20 protein-coding genes are annotated in these 20,855 nt (G+C 35.9%); 10 read left to right on the top strand and 10 right to left on the bottom strand.

Annotation, left to right across the window (positions count from 1 at the left end; translation table 11 throughout):
• Positions 1–75 precede the first annotated feature (75 nt).
• Positions 76–882, top strand: coding sequence for a helix-turn-helix transcriptional regulator (locus AAZR93_RS03225; RefSeq protein ID WP_434718959.1), 807 nt, complete (start codon positions 76–78; stop codon positions 880–882).
• Positions 883–1,156: 274 nt separating this feature from the next.
• The gene (gene ydeE / locus AAZR93_RS03220) at positions 1,157–2,350 is read left to right on the top strand and encodes an efflux MFS transporter YdeE (RefSeq protein ID WP_434718958.1); all 1,194 of its coding nucleotides are present in this window, start codon (positions 1,157–1,159) and stop codon (positions 2,348–2,350) included.
• A gap of 110 nt (positions 2,351–2,460) precedes the next feature.
• Here the strand turns inward: ydeE and AAZR93_RS03215 are convergent, their stop codons facing one another.
• Both AAZR93_RS03215 and AAZR93_RS03210 read right to left on the bottom strand, forming a co-directional pair.
• Positions 2,461–3,867 (bottom strand): PLP-dependent aminotransferase family protein, encoded by a 1,407-nt coding sequence (locus tag AAZR93_RS03215; protein WP_434718957.1) that lies wholly within the window; start codon positions 3,865–3,867, stop codon positions 2,461–2,463.
• A 476-nt stretch (positions 3,868–4,343) separates the two neighbouring features.
• Positions 4,344–5,105, bottom strand: coding sequence for a DJ-1/PfpI family protein (locus AAZR93_RS03210; protein WP_434718956.1), 762 nt, complete (start codon positions 5,103–5,105; stop codon positions 4,344–4,346).
• A gap of 86 nt (positions 5,106–5,191) precedes the next feature.
• On the opposite strand from AAZR93_RS03210, the gene AAZR93_RS03205 reads away from it, so the two are divergent.
• Positions 5,192–5,803 carry a TetR/AcrR family transcriptional regulator gene (locus AAZR93_RS03205; RefSeq protein WP_434718955.1) on the top strand — a complete coding sequence of 204 codons (612 nt, stop codon included), beginning with the start codon at positions 5,192–5,194 and terminating at the stop codon, positions 5,801–5,803.
• Here the strand turns inward: AAZR93_RS03205 and AAZR93_RS03200 are convergent.
• From AAZR93_RS03200 to AAZR93_RS03180, 5 genes are all read right to left on the bottom strand, one after another.
• Positions 5,792–6,451, bottom strand: coding sequence for a Crp/Fnr family transcriptional regulator (locus AAZR93_RS03200; protein WP_294103759.1), 660 nt, complete (start codon positions 6,449–6,451; stop codon positions 5,792–5,794). The genes AAZR93_RS03205 and AAZR93_RS03200 overlap by 12 nt on opposite strands.
• A 16-nt stretch (positions 6,452–6,467) precedes the next feature.
• Positions 6,468–7,736 (bottom strand): NupC/NupG family nucleoside CNT transporter, encoded by a 1,269-nt coding sequence (locus tag AAZR93_RS03195; protein WP_434718954.1) that lies wholly within the window; start codon positions 7,734–7,736, stop codon positions 6,468–6,470.
• A 17-nt stretch (positions 7,737–7,753) separates the two neighbouring features.
• Entirely contained in the window at positions 7,754–9,001 is a 1,248-nt protein-coding gene (locus tag AAZR93_RS03190; RefSeq protein ID WP_434718953.1) for an adenosylhomocysteinase, read from the bottom strand.
• 143 nt (positions 9,002–9,144) lie between these two features.
• Positions 9,145–10,209 (bottom strand): bifunctional DNA-binding transcriptional regulator/O6-methylguanine-DNA methyltransferase Ada, encoded by a 1,065-nt coding sequence (ada, locus tag AAZR93_RS03185; RefSeq protein WP_434718952.1) that lies wholly within the window; start codon positions 10,207–10,209, stop codon positions 9,145–9,147.
• A 242-nt stretch (positions 10,210–10,451) separates the two neighbouring features.
• Complete coding sequence (locus AAZR93_RS03180; protein WP_294103751.1) at positions 10,452–11,636, bottom strand: MFS transporter; 1,185 nt, start codon at positions 11,634–11,636, stop codon at positions 10,452–10,454.
• A 116-nt stretch (positions 11,637–11,752) separates the two neighbouring features.
• Between AAZR93_RS03180 and AAZR93_RS03175 the strand changes: the two genes are divergently transcribed.
• Positions 11,753–12,652, top strand: a complete 900-nt coding sequence (locus AAZR93_RS03175) for a LysR substrate-binding domain-containing protein (RefSeq protein WP_434718951.1) — start codon at positions 11,753–11,755, stop codon at positions 12,650–12,652.
• Positions 12,653–12,678: 26 nt separating this feature from the next.
• On the opposite strand, the gene AAZR93_RS03170 is transcribed toward AAZR93_RS03175, so the two are convergent.
• On the bottom strand, positions 12,679–13,515 hold the full coding sequence (locus tag AAZR93_RS03170; protein ID WP_434718950.1) for a helix-turn-helix domain-containing protein: 837 nt from the start codon (positions 13,513–13,515) through the stop codon (positions 12,679–12,681).
• Positions 13,516–13,672: 157 nt separating this feature from the next.
• Between AAZR93_RS03170 and AAZR93_RS03165 the strand changes: the two genes are divergently transcribed.
• The 5 genes from AAZR93_RS03165 to AAZR93_RS03145 all read left to right on the top strand — a co-directional run bounded on the left by AAZR93_RS03165 (position 13,673) and on the right by AAZR93_RS03145 (position 18,561).
• Positions 13,673–14,215, top strand: a complete 543-nt coding sequence (locus tag AAZR93_RS03165; protein ID WP_434718949.1) for a GNAT family N-acetyltransferase — start codon at positions 13,673–13,675, stop codon at positions 14,213–14,215.
• Positions 14,216–14,443: 228 nt separating this feature from the next.
• Positions 14,444–15,874: a Na+/H+ antiporter NhaC family protein gene (locus tag AAZR93_RS03160; protein ID WP_294103743.1), complete on the top strand. Its 1,431-nt coding sequence runs from the start codon at positions 14,444–14,446 to the stop codon at positions 15,872–15,874.
• A 16-nt stretch (positions 15,875–15,890) separates the two neighbouring features.
• The gene (locus AAZR93_RS03155) at positions 15,891–16,877 is read left to right on the top strand and encodes a D-cysteine desulfhydrase (RefSeq protein WP_434718948.1); all 987 of its coding nucleotides are present in this window, start codon (positions 15,891–15,893) and stop codon (positions 16,875–16,877) included.
• A 268-nt stretch (positions 16,878–17,145) separates the two neighbouring features.
• Positions 17,146–17,664, top strand: a complete 519-nt coding sequence (locus AAZR93_RS03150; RefSeq protein WP_434718947.1) for a GNAT family N-acetyltransferase — start codon at positions 17,146–17,148, stop codon at positions 17,662–17,664.
• Between the two features lie 30 nt (positions 17,665–17,694).
• A complete protein-coding gene (locus AAZR93_RS03145) occupies positions 17,695–18,561 on the top strand; it encodes an SDR family oxidoreductase (protein ID WP_434718946.1) in 867 nt (288 codons plus the stop codon).
• Positions 18,562–18,609: 48 nt separating this feature from the next.
• Here the strand turns inward: AAZR93_RS03145 and AAZR93_RS03140 are convergent, their stop codons facing one another.
• Positions 18,610–19,530, bottom strand: coding sequence for a DMT family transporter (locus AAZR93_RS03140; RefSeq protein ID WP_434718945.1), 921 nt, complete (start codon positions 19,528–19,530; stop codon positions 18,610–18,612).
• Between the two features lie 103 nt (positions 19,531–19,633).
• On the opposite strand from AAZR93_RS03140, the gene AAZR93_RS03135 reads away from it, so the two are divergent.
• Positions 19,634–20,500 carry a LysR family transcriptional regulator gene (locus AAZR93_RS03135; protein ID WP_434718944.1) on the top strand — a complete coding sequence of 289 codons (867 nt, stop codon included), beginning with the start codon at positions 19,634–19,636 and terminating at the stop codon, positions 20,498–20,500.
• A gap of 1 nt (position 20,501) precedes the next feature.
• On the opposite strand, the gene yqfB is transcribed toward AAZR93_RS03135, so the two are convergent.
• Positions 20,502–20,831 carry a N(4)-acetylcytidine aminohydrolase gene (gene yqfB, locus AAZR93_RS03130; protein WP_294103729.1) on the bottom strand — a complete coding sequence of 110 codons (330 nt, stop codon included), beginning with the start codon at positions 20,829–20,831 and terminating at the stop codon, positions 20,502–20,504.
• Between the last annotated feature and the right edge of the window lie 24 nt (positions 20,832–20,855).

The following is a 20,855-nucleotide window of genomic DNA, read 5'->3' as shown; positions in this document are numbered from 1 at the left end:
AAATGAAGACTATAATAAATTAATTATCCTGTTACAATTTAACTACTTATACTATTACTAAATACAATAGGCTATATGAAAGATAGACAAAGAACTCGCCCTGAACTTGCTGATTTCTTGAAAAATAAGCGTGAAAGGTTATCCCCTGAACTTATGGGATTACCTCGAACAACTCGCAGAAGAACTCCAGGATTACGTCGTGAAGAAGTAGCGACTCTCGCTGGCGTCGGGTTAACTTGGTATACATGGTTAGAACAAGGACGAGATATTGGTGTATCAACCCAATTTCTTGATAGCTTAGCAACTGCGTTACATTTAAATAGTGCTGAGCGCCAACACTTATATCTATTAACACAAAATCGTGAACCTATTGCGACTGAAAATACGGAAAGCAATGTTCCCCCTGCAATATCACGAATGATTAAAGATTTTCCTAACGATTATCTTTGCTATGTCTTAAATTTACATTGGGACGTATTAGCATTTAACACACAAGCAGATCATTATTTCCATTTTTCACAAGCAAAATCTCACCGATGTAATTTTCTCTATTTATTGTTTATTGATGAACGTTACCGTGAACGATTTAACCAATGGCCATTAGTTGCTCAGCAATTACTTGCTAGTTTTCGTAGAGATTATGCACGAACAAAAAATAACCCTAATATTAAAAAACTTATTAATACCCTAAATTCTGAATCAACTCTTTTTAACGATTTATGGCATCGACATGAAATTTACCAGCCCTGTACTGGCATACGTGAAATCAACTATCAAAATCAACAGCAAATCTATGATTACAGTTCGCTCACCTTTGATATTGAAAAAGGTAATCGCTTAATAGTTTATATACCAGTGAAAGGACATGAAACAATAGAATAATTGGCTTAGTTTTTAATTTTCATCTTATTTAACTAAAAATCAAATAGATAGTGACAGCAGATTACGCTAATTAAATTTAGACGACCTCCAATAACCAGATATTTGGTGGCTAATGGGACATTGGCATAATCAAAATATTGTTTTTATTTTTAAGGGCAATAAGCCATTTCTTGCGACATTATTTTTATGTATTTTATCATATCTACCCGCAGTAAATTCCTTGAGTAGCATTTATTAATTCTATAACAACTATTATAATTTTAGGTCGTGAGTTATGTGGTCAAAATCCAATATATCTAATAGTGCATTGCTAGTGTCCTCTCTTCTTTTAACGATAGGACGTGGTGCTACTTTGCCTTTTATGGCCATTTATCTTACCCGTGAATATCATATGGCAATTGATATCGTTGGCATAGCTATGAGTATTGCCTTAACTATTGGTATTTTATTTAGTATGGGGTTCGGTATTTTAGCCGATCGCGTTGATAAGAAACGCTGCATGTTATTAGCGATAATGGCTTTTATTAGTGGTTTTATTGCTATCCCTCTGATGAGTAATGCAATGCTAGTTGTCGTATTTTTTTCCTTGGTTAATTGTTCTTATTCTGTTTTCTCAACTGTCTTAAAAGGCTACTTTGCAGATACACTTTCCGTCGCGCTGAAGGCCAAAATCTTCTCTCTCAATTATACTTTTATTAATATCGGGTGGACAATTGGTCCGCCACTTGGAACTTGGTTATTGATGTATAGCATCAATTTACCTTTCTGGCTTGCTGCAATTTCAGCGACCATACCGATTTTTTTTATTCAGCGCTTTGTGCAAAGCATCAAACCTGCACAACATGAAGATGGTAAAGTAAGAGTATGGAATCCCGCAGCAATGCTGCATGATCGCGTTTTAGCCTGGTTTATTTTATCGACTTTTCTTGGTTCTTTAGTCTTTGGCTCCTTTATTACTTGGATTTCTCAATATGTCATCACGGTAGCAAATAGCGAATTTGCACAAGCCGTTATCGGAGTCGTATTGCCTGTTAATGCGATTGTTGTTGTGACCTTACAATATACTGTCGGTAAACGTATTAATCCTGATAATCTTAGAAAGTTGATGACGTTAGGCAGTTTATTTTTTGTTGTTAGCTTAGTGGTGTTTATGAATGCAGGTGAAAACTTATATTTATGGGCGTTAGCTTCCTTTATTTTCACCTTAGGAGAACTCATTTACGCGCCGGGTGAATATATGCTAATAGATAGTATTGCACCAGAAGGAATGAAATCGAGTTATTTTTCTGCTCAATCACTCGGATTATTAGGTGGGGCATTTAATCCAATGCTAACGGGGATTGTACTAACTGAATTACCCCCTTATTCTATTTTTATTATCCTTATATTTGTTACTGTGCTCGCTTGGTTAAGTATGCTAAATGGAATGAGAGTTAGAAAATTACAATCAATTGTAGCGACATCTTAATACTCACCGCTAATTAATGAATCCATTTCCTATGGACTCATTAATTAAAACTCAGCGGGATTGTAATAATTAGAAAAATAATATCATTTGCTTTAGTGAAAAAAAATGTACTATAAACTTGTTAATTTTAATGTTTCACCTAGTATTTTAATCGCATTTCGTCTTCTTGCAATTAATGGTAACGCATAATTAATACGCAAGTGATTAGCAAAGCATTCACTCGTAGAAAAATGTTCTCCCGTCAAGACCGTGACTTTATTACGGTGTAATATATCTAATAGCTTTCGATTATCGACCGGTAAATGTTCAACCCAAAGTGAAAATCCACCTTGTGGTCTTGATATACGCGTATGTGCAGGAAAATGACTCTCAACCAGCTCCTTATATTGGCACTGTAACTCACTATAATGTTGACGCATTCGGCGTAAATGCAAAAAATAGTGCCCTTCTTTTAAAAAATTGGCCATCACCTGCTGCATAAATATTTCCCCCGAACAGTGGGAAAGATATTTCAAATGCATAACTTTTTCTTTATATTTTCCAGGAATAATCCAACCAGTACGTGTACCGGGCGCTACGGTTTTAGAAAATGAACTACATAAAATCACATGACCGTCGCTATCAAGTGACTGTATTGTCGATGGTCTTGGATATTCATACGCTAAGCCAGCCAAACAATCATTTTCTATTACTGTTCCATTGAATTTTATGGCAATCTCTAACAATCGTTTTTTATGAGATTCAGGCATGATACAACCCATTGGGTTATTGCATGTTGGCGTCACCACAACGGCTTTTACTTTCCAACATTCAAATGCTTCCTCAAGTCTATCAAGATTAATTCCAGTTTCAGGATCAGTCGGAATCTCAATTATTTTACGTCCTAACCCATATAATGTTTGTAATAAACCGGGAAATGCTGGCGATTCAACAGCGACAACGTCATTCCCCTGTGTACAAGCTTGCAAAGCAATAGCTAAAGATTGATGGCCACTTGTGGTTGTCACAACATCATCAGGTGTAAATAGTTGACGATCATCCGAAATAATATGGATTTGTTCACGTAACGCTTCTAAGCCTTGTAAGCTGTCATACTCAAGTGTCAAGGAATTCTTACGTCGAGCTATCATACCCATTTCTTGCCACAACGGTTCTAGACTTTTATCTTCAATATTCGGTACTGCACAAGATAAAGATGTCACACCCCGCGTTTCTGAAACGCGTAAAAACCCCATTGTTGGGTTCCATTGCGCTATTTGAACAGGTTTTTGTATATAATTAGCAACTTTAGGTAATGGCGCATGTGTTTTTTCTGGGATGACAAAATAACCTGATTTCGGTACCGCGTAGATCAACTGCACTCTTTCTAACTCGCGATAAGCCAGTTGTGCTGTAGTGATACTCACATCATGAGCTCGACCAATATCCCTAACTGATGGCAATTTTTCACCGCCGAGATACTCTCCACGATTAATTTTATCCTGTAGCATCTGCGCTATTTTTTTATACAGTAACACGCTTAAACCCTTAACTTTTTTGCCGTATCTGTACTGTAATACAAAACAGACTGATTTGATCTGTATTTTGTAAAAAAACTCATCTGTCACTTTTTTATATATTTACACCATGTAATTCTAATTAAAGATTAGCCTACCAACAGGATATTTTATGGAATATGAAAAGAACACAAGTGGCAAGCCTCATACTAAATTTATTTTAACCCAGCCTTTGTTTTGGTTATTAAATAAACTTAAAAAATATATAAGGAAAAAATGCCATGAAAAATATAAAGGCCAAAAAATATGAAACATTATTTAAATGGATAAAAATAACTTTCATTAAATTGATGTTTAAAGGTTACTCAGCAGGAACTGCACATTATAATAAATAAAACAAATGAAGAACCACTAACTTTAATACAAAATTTAAATATTTTTTATCTATGTGCCTATTATGAAAAAACACCTATAATAGGCACTTAATATTAACTATTTTATTTCCTCATCAGATTAAAACCTTTAATTGCTGACTGATGATATTGCTGATTAATAGACGAAGTTAATGATTGCGAAATAGCGGTTAATTCAGTGCCCGCAAGCAATGGAGAACCCGTTTTAAATGGCGGTCTTGGGTCATATTCAATTGCTAACTCGACCAATTGTGCAAATGATGTATCTTTTAATTGCTCTAAAACTAATAACGATGCATCAAAAGAACCCGTAGCAGGACCCGATGTGTAAATATTACCGTCGATGATCACATCGCTTCCAGCAACTGGAATCGCATCAAGATCACTTAACATAGGCACAACATTAGAATTACTCGTCGCCCGACGACCAACAAGTAACCCTGCGGCACCAAGCACTAATGTGCCATAGCATGTTGCAATAACATATTTTGTTTTAGGCACTATGCGCTTAAAAAAGTTTAAGACTTCGATATCTTCAACGATTTCAGGTGGAACCATCCCTACAACTAATACATCTAGATCATCAGGGCAATCGTTAAACGTCATTGTTGGCATTGTAGGCCAACCAATATAGCCTTCAACTAACTCTTTTTCTTTCCAAATAAAATAAATTTCAGCAGCCGCAATGGTAAAAACAGATTGTGCACCATTGATATCCATTGGCATAAAACCGGGACTAACAAATATGCCTATTTTCAATGGAGTAGATTGATTGCTTCTTCCCCCATCAACAAGTTTAATAATAGATTTTGTCGTTTTACCATAAATACCGTTCACAATATTCATTATGCTTCCCTATTTTTATACCGAATGGTAAAATAATGGCAGTTATCTAATAATAAGTAAATAAATATCTTACTGAGTGGTACAAAATGAAAAAAAAAGGACGCCCTCGTCGCTACGATAGCGATATTGCGATTAATCACATTACAGAACTATTTTGGCGTAAAGGATATACTGCAACCTCTATGGATGATTTGGTTCTAACCACCGAAATGAATAAACCTAGCTTATACAGCGCATTTGGAAACAAATTTGCCATGTATGAAAAAGCAATTGAACATTTCAGTAAAATAGCCGGAACTCGCTATAGTGAAGCCCTAAATAAACAAAATGACAATGACGATATTTCGCAACGACTACTGCGCTATTTTTTAGTTGGGATTGAATTATATACTGGGAAACATGGGCAATTAGGTTGTATGATCCTTTCTACTGCCTCAGCTGAAGTTGATATTCCAGAAGTACAACAGCACTTAGCCAATGTCATTAAGGCACAAATAAACCAAGTTGCCCTTGCTATTACGCAAGCTTTAATTGATGGAGAATTAAAAGAAAATTGTGATATTGATTTAACCGCACAGCTTATCACTGCAATACTGCATTCAATTTCATTAAGAGCTCGTGCAGGAGAAACCGAGGCAAATTTATTCGCTGTAGCTCAAGGCGCCATCGACATGTTAATTAAGCCATTAACTATCTGAATTTAATATGATGACTTGGCCTTCTTGTTGAATTACATCTTGTTCTTTTAGTCTAAATAAAACTTTATCTAAATGACGACGAGAAGTACCTAAAATTGCGGCCAATGTATCTCTAGGTAACCGAATTTGATGACTAGGTAATTGTTCTAGAATATAAAGTAAGTTTTTCTCAATGGAATCTACCGCTGTCATTAATCGTTGTTCTCCATTGATTAATGAACGCTTGGATAATTGACGATTTAACAAAATAGACAAGCGATGGTCTTGAGAAACCCATGATAGAAAACTATTTGATGGAATTCGTATAACACGAGCATCGGTTAGCGCAATTACATCATAATAATAATGTTTTTGTTGGCAGAGAGCTTCCATTTCGCCTAAAAACTCACCGCGATAACACAATGTTAATGCTAATTCTTTACCATTACCCGCAAGTTTGTTCACCACAAACTCACCCTCAATAATAATATAAACAAACTGATTCTCCGTACCCTGATGAATCAATTTATATCCTTCTTGCAGATGGATGGTGCAGAAAGTATTTTTAACTGACGGCGGCGCATGACGAAATAACCAATCAACATTGGGCAATAGCTCTTGTTCACTGAATTTTAACCACAACTCGCGAAAAGGCGTTTCATCTATCATTTTGCCACCTCAGTTATTATCCTAAAATTAATCCAGCAATCGCACCATTCATCAAGTTAGCCAATATTGCAGCGCCAAAGGCTTTAAATGCAATACTGGTTAATTCGCCACGACGCTCTGGGCACATTGCGCCTATTCCGCCAATAGCGATACCAATTGTACCAATGTTGGTAAAACCACATAATGCAAAAGATAAGATGACTTGCGTTTTCACGCTTAATGCTTCACCTGTCGCGGGTAAAATTCCACCATCTAAATAGGGTTGTAGATTAGCATAAGCAATAAATTCATTGAATAAGACCTTTTGACCTAATAATTGCCCTGCAAATTGAGCCTCAGCCCAATCAACCCCTAATAACCAAGCTACAGGTGAAAATAACCAACCAATTAATTGTGTGAGAGAAACTTCATAACCAGTGAAACTCGTTGCCCACATCATGAGACCATCGAACATAGCGATAATTGCTAACAATGCCAATAACATACCCGCAATGTTAAGTGCCATTGTCACACCAGTACTCGCACCTTGGGTTACCGCATCAATGCCGTTACGGTATTCTGATTTCTGCCCACGCATGGAGTCGCCAGTTGTAAATTTATCACTCGTTACCCCTATTTCTGGATAAAACAATTTTGCAAACAGTAATCCGGCCGGTGCAGACATAAAAGAAGCTGCTAATAAATATTCAATTTTCACACCATATTGTGCATAACCTAGTAATACCGTTCCTGCAATAGATGCTATTCCACCGACTAAAATTGTAAAAAACTCTGATGACGATAAATGCTTTAAGTATGGGCGAATAACTAATGGTGCTTCAGTTACGCCAAGAAAAATATTTGCAGCAGATGACATTGATTCCGCACGAGATGAGCCTAATAAACGATGTAACCCTCCACCGATTAATAAAATAAGTTTTTGCATGATCCCAATATGAAACAATAAAGCGGATAGCGCAGATAAAAAAACGAGAACAGGTAATACTTTGAAAACAAAAATAAAACCATCATTACCCAACAGTTCAAACATCTTATCTGTTGCTAACCCACCTAGTAAAAATTGAGTACCAACTTGCGTATAATCTAATAATGCGGTGACTTTATCTGCCATCCATATCATGACTTGCTTACCCGTAGGTAAATACAACATACAAAATGCAAATGTGATTTGTAATATTAATGCGATGGAAACGAGTCGCAAGTTTATCTTGCGGCGGTTATTAGAACAAAGGAAGGCGATAAGAAGTATTACCACCATTCCTAACAAACTATTAAGTGTTGACATTAACGTCCTCCGGCTGGTTATTTCAGTTCAAAGGCGTTCAAATACTGGTATTGTTTGTCACTAAGTGTTTCTAAAGAAATACCCATATCCTGTAATTTAAGGCGGGCAACCTCACGGTCTATCTCATCCGAAACCGCGTACAGCTTTCTATCTAAAGTATGCTTAATTAAATATTCAGCTCCTAGTGCTTGCAATGCAAAACTCATATCCATAATTTCAGCAGGATGACCATCAGCACAAGCAATATTGACCAATGCGCCGCGTCCAAGTAAATAAAGAGTACGTCCATTTTCTAAACGATAAGCGTCAATATTTTCACGGGCTTCAAATGTTCCGACATTAATAGTTTGTAAGTCTTTTAAGTTTATTTCATCTTCAAAATGACCTGTATTACAAATGATCGCCCCTTCTTTCATTAAATTAAAATGTACAGCAGTCAAAACATCACAACAGCCTGTCGCAGTTACAAAAATATCCCCGACAAGAGCAGCTTCTTCCATTGTCATGACACCAAAGCCGTCCATTTTTGCTTCTAGACCTTTAATTGGATCAATTTCAGTAATAATGACTTCCGCACCTAAGCCTTTAGCTCGCATAGCACAGCCTTTCCCGCACCAGCCATAACCTGCAACGACAACTTTTTTCCCTGCAATCACAAGATTAGTTGTTCGCATGATGCCATCGAATGTAGACTGCCCCGTACCATATCGGTTATCGAAAAGATGCTTGGATTGCGCACCATTAATAGAAATCACCGGAAAATTCAGTTCATTATTTTTCTCACGTGCAATTGCTCTTAATACACCAGTGGTTGTTTCTTCACAGGCGCCAATCACATGGTGCGCATATTCAGGGTATACGCTATGCAATTCGTGCACTAAATCACCGCCATCATCAATGACGATATGAGGCTCACAGGCTAATGTTTCTTTTACAAATTGTTGATATTCTTCAGTACTTGCACCATGAATTGCAAAAGTATTGATGCCACATTTGACCAGAGCAGCAACAACATCGTCTTTAGTCGACATGGGATTACTGCCAGTGACAGACACTTTTGCTCCGCCAGAAACTAATACTTGAGCTAAATAGGCTGTTTTTGCTTCTAAGTGAATAGAAAGTGCAATACGCTTTCCCGCAAAAGGTTTTTCTTTAATAAAACGTGTTTCTAATGCGCGCAATAAAGGCATATGAGATTTTACCCATGCGATTTTTTGCTCTCCAGCGGGGGCTAATGCGAGGTCTTTATAGATACTAGTCACCATCATGAATTCCTTAAAATAAGTTATAATCAAATTAATGACATTGAACATACAAAAGGAATCTTAGTCACAATAGGTCAATTGCCCATTTCAGGTTGAAATAGTGTTAACAAGATATAGTTATTACAAGTAAATATTGTTTCTGATTATTTATCCATGGATTCTTTGAGTAAAAGTGCTCGTTTCCGATCAATTCCCCAACGATATCCTGACAGTGCCCCATCATTTCTCACGACACGATGACATGGAATGGCGACTGCTAACATATTGGCAGCACAAGCACTAGCAACCGCGCGTACGGCTTTAGGTTGCCCCATTTTTTCAGCGACATCCCTATAACTAACAGTTTGTCCTACAGGAATACCTCTCAACACTTGCCAAACTCGCTGTTGAAAGGCGGTACCACGAATATCCAGTGGCATATTGAAACCAATTTCTGGTGCTTCAATAAAACCGATAACATGCGCAATGAGTTGTTCAAATTCAGCATCTCCCCCCATGAGTTCAGCCTGTGGAAATTTATCCTGCAAATCTCGTAACAACTGCTCAGGGTCATCACCTAAAAAAATTGCACACACACCAATCGGACTTTGAGCAATAAGTACATTTCCGAGAGAGCAAACTGCAAGCGCGAAGTAAATTTTAGTACCATCTCCACCCGCCTTCCAATTTTTAGGGGTCATACCCAATCGTTGAGTCGATGTTTCATAGAACCGACTAGTTGAACTGTATCCCACATCATAAATAGCATCAGTGATACTATTTTTTTGTTGTAATTGTTGGCGCATTTTCTTATGGCGAAAAGCATCTGCATAAGCCTTTGGTGTTAAGCCTGTTTGTGATTTAAATAATCGATGAAAATGAAAACGACTGATACCAACATGATCCGCAAGTTCAGATAATTTTAAAGACATTTCGTTTTGTTCTATATAGCGGCAAGCTTGTTCTATTTTATCTTGATAGAATTGCGTCAATTGAGATGTTTCATAACGGCTACGCTTCCCTGAACGATAGCCTTCATCCAATGCTTGTTGTTCATTATCAAAAAACTTTACATTATTTCGATTAGGCAATCGCCCTGCAACTGATGGATGATTATAAATAAGCGATGTTTTTACACCATAAATAAAATAGCCATCTGCGGCTTTATTACGCTCAACAATCGCTTGCCAACGTTGTTCATCGGTTAACCACATATTTTGAATTGTCATAATAAAACTCCTTGCTAGTTTTGTTATCTTCATTATCCAACTCAATGTAAAACAACAAACTCCATCTCTTGCTTTTTAATTCGATTACCCAGTGTAATGCGCCAGCTTAAAACCAAAAATTATTAGATAATAAATACTATAATGAATAGACAAAAAACAAATAAAAAAGACCTTTTTATTTGATGATAAGCTAAGGTTATCAAGATAAAAAGGTCCATTAATTTCAGGTCTGTTTATTATCGTTAGTTACAAGCACAAACTGCGTTTGTTACACCTTTTGTTTTAGAATTTCTGCGAATAATAAGTAAAATAATAGCAACACCAAGGCTTGCAACAATTGTCCCCATAAAACTAATCATAGTATAACTAGAGCCATAAGATAACACAGCAGCACCAATCGCAGCACCAATGGCATTACCTAAGTTAAATGCCCCAATGTTTACTGATGATGCTAAAGCTTGCGCTCCAGGAGCAGCATTCATTACTAATATCTGAATTGGTGGTACTAAGCCAAAACTAAATATACTCCAAAATGCCAGACCTATACCTGCGCCTACTGCATTAACCGCAATAAAGGGGAAAACAGCCATACTTACGGCAAGTAGAATGAAAAGTGCCAACAAAGTACCATACAGTGATTTATCAGCAAATAAGCCACCAATATAATTACCTATAGTAAAACCAATACCAATAATGACTAACATAACCGTAATCATCTGATCAGATGCATGAATAAATTGCATTAACATAGGTGTAATGTATGTATATAAGGTAAACATTGCACTTGCGCCTAATACAGTTGCAAGCATACCTAACAAAACTTCTGGTTTGCGCAAAATACGTAACTCATTTCGCACATTGACCTCACGACCTTGCAAATTATTGGGTAAAGCAAGCACTAAGCCAACTATAGTAACTAATCCGAGTGCTGAGATTAAATAGAACGCTTCTCGCCAGCCCACAGCTTGGGTTAATTTTGTCATTAATGGTACACCGCCGACATTAGCAATTGTTAACCCCATAAACATCGCAGCAATGGCGCTCGCTTGTTTACCTGGTGGAACGACACTTGCCGCAACGATAGCCCCTATACCAAAAAATGCGCCATGATTTAAACTGGTTACAAATCTTGAAAGTGACAGCGTCACCAAATCGGGAGATGCTGCTGAAAGTAGATTACCAACTGTAAAAATAGACATTAAAAAAATCAAAGCAACTTTAGGCCGTCTTTTGACTAATAATAATGTCATAATAGGCGCACCAATCATGACGCCTAATGCATAAATCACAACAATTGAACCTGCTGATGGAATATCAACATGTATATTTTCTGCAATATATGGCAGCATACCCATTGGAGAGAATTCAGTCGCTCCAATAGCGAAAGCACCTATTGATAACGCTAAAAGTGCAGTATTAATCTTCATCTAACAACCCTATTTTAAATAAACCATTCAACTAAATTGATGTGGCTGATTTTTTCATATTGTATGGCAATGAAAAAGCCGTTATGGTGGAAATAACTTTTGCCGGAAATGCAATAATGAAAATTACATTTGAAGAACTACAAGCATTTATTAGTGTGGTAGATAGCGGTTCAATAACCGCAGCAGCAGAACAACAAGGAATGACGATATCAACCGTAAGTCGAGCTCTGTTACGCTTAGAAGAAAAAATGGAAACAACTTTAATTTACCGAACTACACGAAAGATTAAACTCAGTGAAGAAGGTGCTGCATTTTTGCAAAAAGCGAGAGAGATAATTAACCTAGCACAAGAAGCTGAAGAAATGCTCTCTGCTCGTCAATCAATTCCTTCAGGTAAATTGCGCATTGATGCTTCAACACCTTTTGTCACGCATGTCATAGCCCCTTTAATACCTATATTTCATGAACGTTATCCACAGGTTGAGTTAGAAATAAACAACTATGAAGGCGTCACTAATTTATTAGAAAAAAAAATAGATGTTGCGTTTAGAATCGGTACGTTAAAAGATTCATCATTAAATGCAACCTTATTAGGTTATAGCCAACAACGATTAGTTGCTAGCCCTTCTTATCTTGAAAAACATGGTATTCCACAGAACGTTGAACAACTCAAACAACATTGTTTATTAGGCTTTACACATCCCGATTCTTTAAATACTTGGCCAATAAAAAACAGTGCTAACGAATTATTAAAAATTACACCCGATATTGCCGCTGCAAGTGGTGAAATACTTTTTCACCTTGCTGTTCAAGGAAGTGGAATTTCATGTTCAGCTGATTTTGTTACTATGGATGCTTTTGCTCAAGGTCAACTTGTTCAAGTGCTTGGAAATGAAACTATCGTGATGAAACAAGCTATTAATGCTGTTTATTATCGAAATCAAGCTGTTTCACCACGTCTCCGCTGTTTTATTGATTTTGTAAAAAAGTATTCAAAAAAAATTGAGCAAAGCTAAAAAATGATAAATTATCTGAGCTATTATCACCTTCTCTGTTTTTTAAAACCCGATAGAGTAATACCTGTATGCCGTTTGAAATAACGACATAAATATGAAGTATCTTCAAAATTCAGTCGTACAGCAATTTCCTTTATTGATAATGTCTCAATCTCAAGTAGTGCTTTTATTTCTAATATCACCTGCCTATCGATTAAAACCTTAGGTGAGTCTTTAAAGAAATTTTGGGTTATTTGAGACAAATAAAATGGTGTAATTGATAATTTTTCAGCATAAAACTGAACATCTCGATGTACCTTACTATGTTGCGTAATTAAATCCCAGAAACGCCAGCATAGATGCGTTTTTCTGCTATAACCTTCATGTTGCTTTACATCTAGTTGCTTAGTGTTATTCGCAATTTCTAAAAACAAATTTTGCATATGGTTACGCAACTGTAATAACCAATATTCTTTTTTTTCTTTAACAATATACATCATTAAATTCTGCCATTGAGACAACATTTCTATTTTATTATTTAGAATCTTAATAACAGGTTGCTTATTAAAGAAAGCAAATAAAAAATTAGGTAATTGAAATGCAATATCTGTGGAGAAGTTCTTATCCAACAATAAATAGTCTACAAGAAAATGCTGTGATTTTTGTTGCAGTATAGCGAAGGTATCATCATATAAAATCACGATATCATTTTTACGAACAATGTAGTTTTTAAAATTGATATTAAAAATTGCATAACCTTGTTTACAGATAATAATGGTAACATACGTTAACGAAAGCGGTATTCCTTGCAACTCATCCAATGACGATTGACCAATACTAATCACTTTTGGCACATGAAACTGATGCTTGTAACACCTTAACATACATTTTTCTCTTTCTAATGCATCCTCATCAATAAATCATATCATTAGTTGTTAAAAGTACCCAAACCAGCAAGGTTTTGCACTTATATACTGCAATAAAATACCTAAAATAGAGATAAACAATTAAATAATACCTAATTAATAAGGAAACCATTATATGATTCTCTACACCGATAGGTTAGTACTGCGCCCATGGCAAGAAACTGATGCTGAATATTTATATTTGTATGCTAAAGATCCTCAAATTGGTCCCATTGCTGGTTGGCCGCCACATCAAAGCGTAAAACAAAGCGCCGAAATTATTCGAACTATTTTTATGCGTGATGAAGTTTATGCAGTTACCTTAAAAGAGGATAATTTAGCTATAGGGTTAATTGGCCTCTCTATGAGTCAAGATAGTAATTTTCCTATCGGTGCTAATGATGCAGAAGTCAGCTATTGGATTGGTGTTCCGTATTGGGGAAAAGGCTTAATTCCTGAAGCGATATGCGAAATAATACGTCATGGTTTTAAAAATTTAAAATTAGATAACTTATGGTGTGGTTATTTTCAGGAAAACCAACAATCAAAAATTGCTCAAGAAAAATGTGGTTTCAAATATTACGTCACACTTGAACCACAGTTTATCGAATTGATTGATGAAACTAAAACCCAAAATATTAGCCGTATAACTTACAGTGAGTGGCTCAATTCAAAATAATTATTACTATTGATTTATTTTTAAGCTCAAAGCCATTTTACGGTGGCTTTTTTCCTTCTTATATCACTTCCCTTACATAACTTAAATTGTTTACCCTCATAATTTTTGCCACAATACACTACATTTTGTATAAAGTCTTTTTATAGACCTCGCATTAATGCTATGATTTTTCAATAATTATAAATAGTAATATCAAAATATCTCTTAAAATAATCAACAGGTAAACACATGCACGACTATGGAATTTGGACAATTATAACCCCCATTGTCACCATCCTTTTGGCAATATTAACTCGCCAAGTGATGCTTTCCTTAATGTTAGGGATCTTTGTCGGTTTTACAGTGATTAACGACCACAATATTTTGTTAGGTGTTAAAGGTACAGTAGATGGCATTATCGATACTTTTTCTTCTGCCGGTAATACCAGAACAATTGTATTTATGGTAATGATAGGAGGTTTAATGCGATTAGTGGTTGTCACTGGTGGTGTTCGCGCACTGGTTCAGTTATTAACCAATAAAACTAATCTCATCAAAAACCGTGTTACAACTCAATTGTTAGCCATTTTAATTACCTCATTAATTTTTATTGAAAGCTCAATCAACCAACTCGTTGCTGGCGCTTCAACCAAAAATTTAGCGAGACAATATGGCGTCGCCCCAGAAAAAATGTCATATATTATTCAAACTGCATGTGTTTCAGTTTGTTCCTCTGCTGTTATTAATGGTTGGGGAGCGGTGATCATGGGTTTAATAGGAGTGCAAATATCTCAAGGACTTATTACTGGCGAGCCTTTTGATATATTAATTAAATCGATTGGTTATAATTTAATGGCTTGGCTATCTTTAGCTACCATTCTTTTTTATGTGTTAACCAATATAAGTTGGGGCCCAATGAAAAAGGCCGAAGTAAAATACCAAGAGAGTTTCGTAGCGGGTAATATTACACTGTCTAGCCAACACAATGCTGATGAAGACGATATTATTGAACACCCTCACGCCTACTCGGTTTTAAATTTCTTCATTCCTATTCTATCCACCGTTTTAATGGTCCCTATTGCGTTATATATTACAGGTGATGGTGATTTTACCAAAGGTAGTGGCTCCACTTCTGTTTATTGGGGAGTTATGTTTGGTACAGCTGTTTCTTTCTGCTGGTTTATTGGTCGCCGCTTATTAAATATCGATAACTTCTTCAAGGAATTATTTATTGGCTATGCCAATATGCTAAAAATTAGTTCAATCATGATCCTTGCGTTTTTGATGGGAAATGTCTCCGCTGAATTAAATACCGGCGCATACATTGCTGAAGTTACTCAAGGCGTTATGGCACCCGGTTTTTCAATTGGCTTCATTTTTATTATTAGTGCAATTATGTCACTGGCAACCGGTACATCATGGGGTACTTTTGCAATTATGATCCCAATTGGTGTTCAACTAGGCCTATCTGTCGGTATGCCAGTTGAATATATGATTGGCGCAGCTATTTCCGGCTCGATATTTGGCGATATGACCTCACCTATTTCAGCGGACGCAATTGTCGCTTCAATGGCAACAGATTGCGATCATATTGAACATATTCGAACCCAAATGCCTTATGCATTAGTCACTGCGAGTATTGTACTCACTATTTACCTTTATTTAGGATTTACCTATTAATATCACGGAGTTTACGATGTCACTTCAACAAAAATTTGCCCAATTCAACAAAGTTGATTTACTTAATACATCAACCCCGTTGAATCGACTGAATAACTTATCTCGTCTATATGAGCGTGAAATCTATATTAAACGTGATGATATGACGCCACTAGCGATGGGCGGTAATAAACTACGTAAACTCGAATTTTTAATCGCTGATGCCTTAGCTAAAAATGCAAAGATTATTGTCACTGCGGGTGCGATTCAATCAAACCATGTCAGACAGACTGCTGCTGTTGCCGCAATGTTTGGACTTGAGTGTGTCGCGTTATTAGAAAATCCAATACAAAGTGACGATGCAAATTTTCTACACAATGGTAATAAGCTTTTAACCGATTTGTTTGGTACGCGCTGCGTAATGTGTGATGAATTAACCGATCCACAAGCTCAAATGGTTGAATTAATTAAAAAACTGGATCTGCAAGAGGCTTATATTGTCCCAGTTGGTGGCTCTAATGCCTTAGGTGCTTTAGGCTATGTACAATGTGCGATTGAAATTGAACAGCAAACACCTGAACATATTGTATTTGATAAAGTCATCGTGGCATCAGGCAGTGCCGGAACTCATGCAGGGCTTGCTATTGGCTTACAAGAGTTACTACCTGCTACCCAATTAATTGGTGTCACTGTTTCACGTACGCAGCAAGACCAAGCACCAAAAGTAGAAAAATTGCAGTTGGAATTAGCGCAGTTATTAGAAATTAAAAACACACCTAACATCCAGCTATGGGACAGTTTTTTTGCACCTATGTATGGAATGCCAAATAGTGCAGGTCTTGATGCGATTAAGTTACTGGCACAAAAAGAAGGTATTTTATTAGACCCTGTCTATACCGGCAAAGCGATGGCAGGACTAATAGATTACTTAGAAAATTCAACAGAAAAAACACCTGTTTTATTTATTCATACTGGTGGTGCGCAAGCATTATTTGCTTACTCAGAAATTAGCCAAACAATTTAATTACTTTATCTATCAATATCTATGGGGTGATTCTCATCCCATTTATTCTACTAAAAGTATCATCTGCAATTTGCTATTTTGTTTTTCTCTCGCACCTAGCCTAAATAGATACCCATTAAATCGACGATTTATATCAAAAATGCTCTCTCCTTCAATGAACCTAGCTTACAGCGTTAAAATTACTATAAACTACGCTCTTAAAGAAATACCATTGATAAATATGATGAAAAATACTTATACCAATATCTAATTAAAAAGGTTAACTAAAATGTCTATAACACTGAAATTAGCTACGGTGCAAGACGTCCAAATTCTTCATGAAATAGGTATAAAAAGCTATTGTCATCATTTCGGACATTTATGGAATAATAAAACAGAATTAGATGATTACCTCTTTAAAGAATATACACCAAGCAAAATAACTTCAGATATAAATCTGGCTAATACAGATTGGTTTTTAATTCAAAGCCCACAATCAATTGCAATTGGGTTAGTTAAACTCAGTTATCATCTACCAATCCCTGAATCTTCAGCAATCGGTACATTATTGAATAAAGTTTATTTTTCACCTCACTCAACAGGTCAAGGCTTTGGGAAAGCAGTATTTCAAATAATTGAACAACTTGCGATGAAACAAGGAGATCAATGGTTATGGCTTGATGTTTTAGCCGATAATCATCAAGCCATTAGATTTTATCAATCCAATGGGATGCAAAAAATCAAAGAAATCATGTTTACCAGCCAAACACAACAAACTCTTGAATATTTGATGAGTAAAAAGCTCTAATTTATCAGTAATTAAAGTGAATTTTAATCCATGAAAAATACAATTTTAGTGACAGGCGCAACTGGGCAAGTTGGCCAATATTTAGTTCAAGCACTACACAATATGGGCTATCAAGATGTTATTTTAGCTGTAAGAGACCCGAACAAGTTAAGTTCAGCACCTTTTACGACCATCTTAATGGATTATGACAAACCGGAAACAATCAAAAGTGCCTTAATCGGTATTGATTCTGTGTTTATGATGACAGGCTATACTATTGATATGCTTGCTCAAAGTAAAATTTTTATTGATATCGCAAAATCATCAAATGTGAATTATATAGTACATTTAGGTGCTTGCGGAGATGATAATGCACAAGTTGCCCATTGGGCTTGGCACCAACTGATTGAGCGTTATATTGAATGGTCTGGTATACAGTTCACTCATTTACGCCCTGAATCTTACATGCAAAATTTGCTAGGTTATCAAGGGGATGATAATTTACAAAAAGGTATTTTACGTTCCTATTTTGGTAATGCCGTGCTAAGTTGGGTTGATTACATTGATGTCGCCGAACTTGCTGCGCATTGTCTGACCTCACCCAAGCAACATTATGGACAAATCTACCGTTTAGGTTATGAAACTAAAAGTCATCATCAGATAGCCCAATTACTTACCAAAGAGCTTGGTATTCCCTTTCAATATAAAGCAGAAGATCCCAATGAATTTTGGCAGCATGCACTAAATAATAATTTAGAATTAGCCTATATGAAGAGTATTTATGATCACTTTATTGCTTTCAGTTCGGGTGAATTAGATAGAACAGGCATGGTATTTGATAATTTCCAAAAAATAACAGGTAAAGCACCTACAACATTAAAAGAATTTATTTTAAAGCATCAAAATAGATTTAAGTAAATTTTGTAGCCACACCCTGTTGTGTGGCTATTTTTCCCTAATTTATTTTTAGGCCTTAATTTTTTTATTTGCGATTAAAATACCTAAAATTATCATCACACCACCAACAATAACAATCATACTTATTTTTTCATTAAGAAATAATGCACCGATAAAAACTGCAGTTAGTGGATTTAATGCAATGAATGATCCTGCACTTGCTGCTCCTAACTGGTCTACTCCCTGATAATACCAAACATACGCTATCGCTGAACCTAAAACGCCTAAATATAGAAGGCTAGATAAGTCTAAAAACGATAAACGTTCAAGGTTATTCACAGTTAATTCCCCTGTCACACAAGAGATGATGACGAGTAATAATGTACCTAATAATATGGCATAAGTTACTGTGTGCAAAGCTCCAATCTCACGAATGACATTTTTACCAGCGACTGTGTAGATCCCCCAACTAATCACACAACCAAGAATAGCTAAATCCCCTTTGTTGGTAAAAATTCCGCCAACATCTTCAGTGTTATCGGACAACAAAATAAATGCACCAATAACACAAAAAATAATCCCAATACCTTTAATTAAAGAAATTTTCTCCCGCCATAAGATAAATGAAATTAGTGCAATCATTGCTGGATTAATTGCGACTAATAAAGCAGCTCTGGAAGCGGGTATGTTTTGCAGACCATAAAAAAATAGAATTTGATAAATAAATATCCCACTTAATCCGAGTATAAAAATTTGCATAAGCTGTTTGAATGTTATTTTTTGCCAACCTATTTTAGTGAAACTTAGTAATACTATTAAAAAAACACCCGCAAATATAAAACGAATAGATGCTGACAAAATAGGTGATATTTCAGGTTGTAAAACTCTACCTGCAATAAATGTCCCTCCCCATATGATGGAAACAAAGATCATTTGAATGAAAATAACGTTTATTGAAAATCGGAAAATTATTGCTTTTACACTTATCATCTATACCTCTATAACACGTATTAAATAATATTAGACTTGCTAGATAACGGTATAGTGATAAGTTATTACTTATTCTGATTCATAAGCAAATGAGCAAATACTCATGACATTAACTCAACTTGAAATTTTTACTACCGTAGCTGAATTTAAAAGCTTCACACTGGCGGCAATGAAATTAAATATTTCTCAATCAGCAGTATCACACGCCGTAAAATCGCTAGAAAAAGATCTTAACGTTACCCTTTTTGTTCGTGAACAAAATCATACTACCTTATCCGAGATTGGTAATATCTTGCTCATGCGGGCGCATAATATGCTAAGCATTCAAGAATCAATGATCCAAGAAGCGCAAGCAGCTAATGGATTAAAAAAAGGCGTATTACGAATTGGTTCATTTGGTCCTGGTTCATCATCACGCATCTTGCCACCTATTCTGGCACAGTATCGCCGACAATATCCTCTGATCAATATTATCGTTGATGAAGGTGATGATGAAAGTGTGATTCACTGGCTACAAGAGAAACGTATCGATATAGGTTTTGTTATATTACCGGATGAAAGATTTGATACTTTTAAAGTAAAAGATGACCAAATGGTCGCAATACTACCATTAGGCCATCCACTTGCTGAATATGATAAGGTTTCTTTAAAACAACTATGTGAATTCCCGTTTAATTTAACGCAAGCGGGATCAGGAAAAACGGTGATGGATTTATTTCATGCACAAAAACTAGTGCCAAAAATTCAGTTTAAAACGAGACAATTATTAAGCACATTCTCCTTAGTTGCTCGAGGGGAAGCGGTGTCAATTGTGGCTCAATTAGCCATTCCAGAGGGTGCTCAAGATTTAGTCATAAAGCCGCTAACACCCGCAATAAAAAGAACGATTGCTTTTGCCATCAATAATGAAAGTGAAGCATCCCCAGCTACTAAAGCATTTATCAAAATAGCCAAAGCAATGCATAGCTAAATTAATTAATTGAATTTATTAACTTATAATGAATAACATACAAAAATTGCTCTGTTGGGTAAATTTCTCGGATCAGTTTTTTTAATGTCTCAAGGGACATTGCTTCTTGTTTAGCGTGATACTCATTAATATCATCATAGGAAATTGCATCGACTGAGAGTATTTCTATATCAGTATAATATTCTGCAGTTTCTAGCGCATAAACTTTAACAACGGTTCCGGGAATATAATGACTTTCACTTTCATCACGAATAGTGATAACTTTTTCACCCGAAACAACTAAAGGTAGTAGCCGTTCGAAAAAAGTAATAGTCTCTGGCGCTTTGTTCACTTTATTTACCTTAATATGGATATT

The organism is Providencia sp. Je.9.19, assembly GCF_051129765.1.
Taxonomy (GTDB): Bacteria; Pseudomonadota; Gammaproteobacteria; order Enterobacterales; family Enterobacteriaceae; genus Providencia.
Note: the sequence above shows the minus strand (reverse complement) of the source record. Positions and strands in the feature narration are given on the sequence as shown.